Raw genomic sequence first — 4,326 nt, forward strand, 5'->3', positions numbered from 1 at the left:
TGACCGCTTCTATCCACCGCCAGATCCTCTATTCCATCTAAAAAAACTCCAAACCTAATTTTCAATTGATATACTCGGATTTTCACACATACAAATCAAGGCTTTGAAAATATAAAGAGATCTCTCGCTCACTTGCTCCTTCTGGTTTCACACCGCATGTGGCTAAAAAAGGCCCTAACCGCTTCTATCCGTCGCTGGATCCTCTATTCCATCTAAAAAGAGGCTCTTTTAGCTCTTTTAACCCTTTGTTAATTCTTCTTCATCCTTCATACTATAATAACCTAAATTAATAACGATTAAGAAATAACCACCCAGAATACCTACTGCAAATGCCCACATTACCATATGATGCTCAATTTCGTACATAATAATAGCACCCAAAATTGCAGCTGCAAAGCGATTAAACATACCAAGCGTCGGCGCTTTCGTCTTCTTTACTATACTATCTCCAAGCTTTTCGATACGCCTTCCTAAAATCCAAACACAATACATGCTTACAATAAGTCCAATTCCTGCACCTAGAAAATGTGCTGAAAACGGTGTTAACATCCAGCCTAATAACAGAATGCCTAGTAGATAATACGATTGAATTTTAAACGACCTTAATGACATACTAATCATATTGTACTCCCCTTCAATAGTTTTTATCTATCTAACCAAAGCTATATAACTCATTTCTTTCGAGTCCATACTATTAAAAATTCATTTCACTCAAATTTTAAAAACATAAACAGTATGTTTATGTTTTTAAAATGCTTTTAGGAAATAATATTATACAAGATTTCTAATATAGAATCCCTCATAAATGTGACGTTTTTCAAAACATTTTCGTCCAATTATGAAAAAATTGATATCAATCTATGAACATACGGATATGATGTAATAAGCACATAAATAAAGGGGGCGTCTAATGATTTATTTTTTAATGGCTCTCATTCATCTCATTGTTCCTGCACTTATTGGACTTTCATTATATTGGTACATGAAAAAACATAGTATTTTCTATGCTGTCCTCGGTGTTCTTCTTCCAGGTATTATTCTTATTACACTCTTCCGTATTCCTTTTCTTAATTTAATCCCACTTATTACTGCCATTTTATTCCTCGTATTTTTACCAAAAATAAAAAAATAGGAAAGCAGATCATAGGTGATCTGTTTTCCTATTTTGATATAGGTTCTTGCACGATAGAATTAGCTTCTACTTTCTCTGATTTCACAAACCATAAACCGAAGAAAATGATGATTCCACCGATTATTTGTTGAAACGATACATATTCATTTGCCCATACAGCTGCAAATAAAACAGCTACAAGCGGCGTAATATACATATATACCATCGTATGTGACGCACCAATTTTTTGAACACCAACATACCACATGACTAAACCGAATACTGTTACAAAGAAAACAGAATATAGTAAAGCAAATAGTGTCATTCCGTGTGTAATGTGAAATGGCATGACAAATACATGTGGACCACTTAACAATAAAAGCGGAATCGCTCCAACTAATGTCGACCATGCAGTAACACGTAATGCTGAGTATTTTTTAATAAGCGGCCCTGCTAAAACGGGATAAAGTCCCCAACATATTGATGTAATAAGTCCAATCCCATTTCCGTAGAAAGAACTAGCGAGTGAATGCCCCGCTACTAAAACTAATGTAGCACCAATAAAGGCAATCATGGAACCAACTAACTTTCGAGAAGAGAATTTTTCTTGTTTCAAGAAAATCGCAAATAAAGTTGTAAAAATAGGTGAAATAGATATGAGTAAAGAAGCATTTGTAGCGGATGTGTATTTTACAGTTTCCATAAATAACGTTTGATACAGTACAATACCTACAACGCTAACGATGATTAATCTTGGTATATCTTTTCGCTCCATATAAAGTGACTTTTCGATAAAGAACGTAAGTAATAACAGTAGTGGTGCTGCTGTCATCATTCGAACTGCAGTAAACTCAATTGCTGTAAATTCTAAAAGTCCATATTTCGCAATCGTATAGTTAATCCCCCAAATAATAACGACACTTAAAATTAATAACTCAATTCCCCATCTTTTCATGCGCAACCCCCTCCGCAAAGAGAATTATACAGAAAATTCAACCATATGTACATTTCATTATGTGAAAAAATCCATAAGAAAAAGGAGCATATTATATACTCCTTCTCTCTTCATTATACTCGAACATGTAACTTCATATTCGGATTATAAAACTGGCTTGGGCTCTTCAGCTGGAAAGTCCCTCCAACTTCATGCCAATCAACTGTTAATTTATCATCCATAAATACAAGCTTTGTGCGATCTGCAATAAAGTTTAGTACGCTTGATTCGATATCTACATCGCGCTCATCTTTCTCTGAAACGGCTACTAAATCAATAATCCCGCTCATAACACAACCGCAACCTTCATTATCATAAAATAACTTTATATATTTCGTTTCACTTGGAATCGTATCCATAATCTTTTTATATGCTGCCTCTGTTACAGTAACGTACATGTGTTAACCTACATCCTCTCTTCTCGTATCATTTATATATTGTACCACCATTTTTCTTGAATCTTATATGCAGAAAATTAAGACTACTATAAAATATATGTGATAAAGTGAAACTTTAATCAGGGGGGTATCCATCCCCCTCTGATTATTAGCCCTCGCCAATCAAGCTTTTACGGGCAGTTAATGCGTGATAAAGGAGGTTGTATCACTGATGTTCAAACTACAGCGATATCTCATTTTCTTATGTCTATTAGGTAGCTTTTTTATTTCTAGCGGAATGATATTACAACATATACTTCCCTATTCTCCTTCTATTGGCTGGATTCTAGGTTTTATTTGTTTCCTATCCGCTTCTTATTTTTCCATAAAAAAACAAAAATAACTAACAAAGTAAGAACTATCTTAAGGAGGATTACCAAACATGCCAGCCTTAAAAGAAATAGAACAATAACTTAATCATTTATTACAGGAGAAATCCATTGCCATATCGACAATGATTATGGTAGGCATAAATACTCACTCATTATGGATTATGCGAAAGAAACAAATATGTCACTCATCGGTGTGTCACACTCTGCCTCTGAATATTTAGTGAAAGAGACATTGATGTATGATTGGTTTAAAGAGAATTTTGATGTAGATGTTACTTTGATTCCGCAGGAGACCTGGTGGTTATAAAACTAATAATACCTCCCCTATTTTTAAAATCTATATACACAATACGATCGACCACACAAAAATATAGAATCTACAATATATATATAGTAGTTCTACTTTTAAAACTATATTTTCAAAAATATAGAAAGGAGATAATATATGTACCAACGCAATTGCTTTAGTTGTGACGGTAGACGCAACAGCGGTTCTATCGGCAGTACTGGACCTACTGGCGCTACTGGACCCACTGGTGCCACTGGTGCTACTGGTGCTACTGGTGCTACTGGACCTACTGGCAATGCCGGGCCTACCGGGTCCGGTTTGCAAAGTACTACCGCTTTTAGTCTAGCAGCCGCTCCTAACTATAAAACGGGACAAGTTGTCACTTACACGAGTAGCGGCTATGTTGTAAAAAAAGATGCACCTCAAGGATTTCCGAATGTGTCTCAAGATTATATCTTATTGGTAGAAGGTGGTCCTACCGGTTCTACTGGTCCTACCGGTTCTACCGGTTCTACCGGTTCTACCGGTTCCACCGGTTCTACCGGTTCTACCGGTTCTACCGGTTCTACTGGGTCTACTGGGTCTACTGGGTCTACCGGACCTACTGGGTCTACCGGGGCTACCGGACCTACTGGGTCTACCGGGTCTACCGGACCTACCGGGGCTACTGGGTCTACCGGACCTACCGGACCTACCGGGGCTACTGGAGCTACTGGTTCTACTGGTCCTACTGGTTCTACTGGTTCTACTGGTTCTACCGGACCTACCGGGGCTACTGGCTCTACCGGTTCTACTGGGTCTACTGGTTCTACTGGGTCTACTGGTTCTACTGGGTCTACTGGTTCTACTGGGTCTACTGGGTCTGCTGGTTCTACTGGTCCTACTGGTTCTACTGGTTCTACTGGTTCTACTGGTTCTACTGGTTCTACTGGTTCTACTGGTTCTACTGGTTCTACTGGTTCTACTGGTTCTACCGGAGCTACTGGTTCTACTGGTTCTACTGGTTCTACTGGTTCTACTGGTTCTACTGGTTCTACTGGTTCTACTGGTTCTACCGGAGCTACTGGTCCTACTGGTTCTACTGGTTCTACTGGTTCTACTGGTTCTACTGGTTCTACTGGTTCTACTGGTTCTACTGGTTCTACTGGTTCTACTGGTTCTAC

At 38.0% G+C, this 4,326-nt stretch carries 4 protein-coding genes and 2 pseudogenes; 3 read left to right on the top strand and 3 right to left on the bottom strand.

The genetic code is table 11. From position 1 onward, the window contains the following. Window positions 1-237 precede the first annotated feature (237 nt). On the bottom strand, window positions 238-621 hold the full coding sequence (locus tag ABH960_RS29415; protein WP_002089121.1) for an ATP synthase subunit I: 384 nt from the start codon (window positions 619-621) through the stop codon (window positions 238-240). A gap of 289 nt (window positions 622-910) precedes the next feature. On the opposite strand from ABH960_RS29415, the gene ABH960_RS29420 reads away from it, so the two are divergent. Continuing rightward, window positions 911-1,132, top strand: coding sequence for a hypothetical protein (locus ABH960_RS29420; RefSeq protein WP_002015710.1), 222 nt, complete (start codon window positions 911-913; stop codon window positions 1,130-1,132). Window positions 1,133-1,160: 28 nt separating this feature from the next. Here ABH960_RS29420 and ABH960_RS29425 read toward each other — a convergent pair whose 3' ends face one another. Then, the gene (locus ABH960_RS29425) at window positions 1,161-2,066 is read right to left on the bottom strand and encodes a DMT family transporter (RefSeq protein ID WP_002034445.1); all 906 of its coding nucleotides are present in this window, start codon (window positions 2,064-2,066) and stop codon (window positions 1,161-1,163) included. Window positions 2,067-2,179: 113 nt separating this feature from the next. Continuing rightward, window positions 2,180-2,503, bottom strand: coding sequence for an iron-sulfur cluster biosynthesis family protein (locus tag ABH960_RS29430; RefSeq protein WP_002089124.1), 324 nt, complete (start codon window positions 2,501-2,503; stop codon window positions 2,180-2,182). 456 nt (window positions 2,504-2,959) lie between these two features. Here ABH960_RS29430 and ABH960_RS29435 point away from each other — a divergent pair. Together ABH960_RS29435 and ABH960_RS29580 are read left to right on the top strand one after the other, a co-directional pair. Next, window positions 2,960-3,181, top strand: a pseudogene (locus tag ABH960_RS29435) (Nif3-like dinuclear metal center hexameric protein); the annotation flags it as partial. Between the two features lie 138 nt (window positions 3,182-3,319). Then, window positions 3,320-4,326, top strand: a pseudogene (locus tag ABH960_RS29580) (collagen-like protein); the annotation flags it as partial.

Origin of the sequence: Bacillus sp. RC252 (genome assembly GCF_044909215.1) — a bacterium.
Taxonomy (GTDB): domain Bacteria; phylum Bacillota; class Bacilli; order Bacillales; family Bacillaceae_G; genus Bacillus_A; species Bacillus_A mycoides.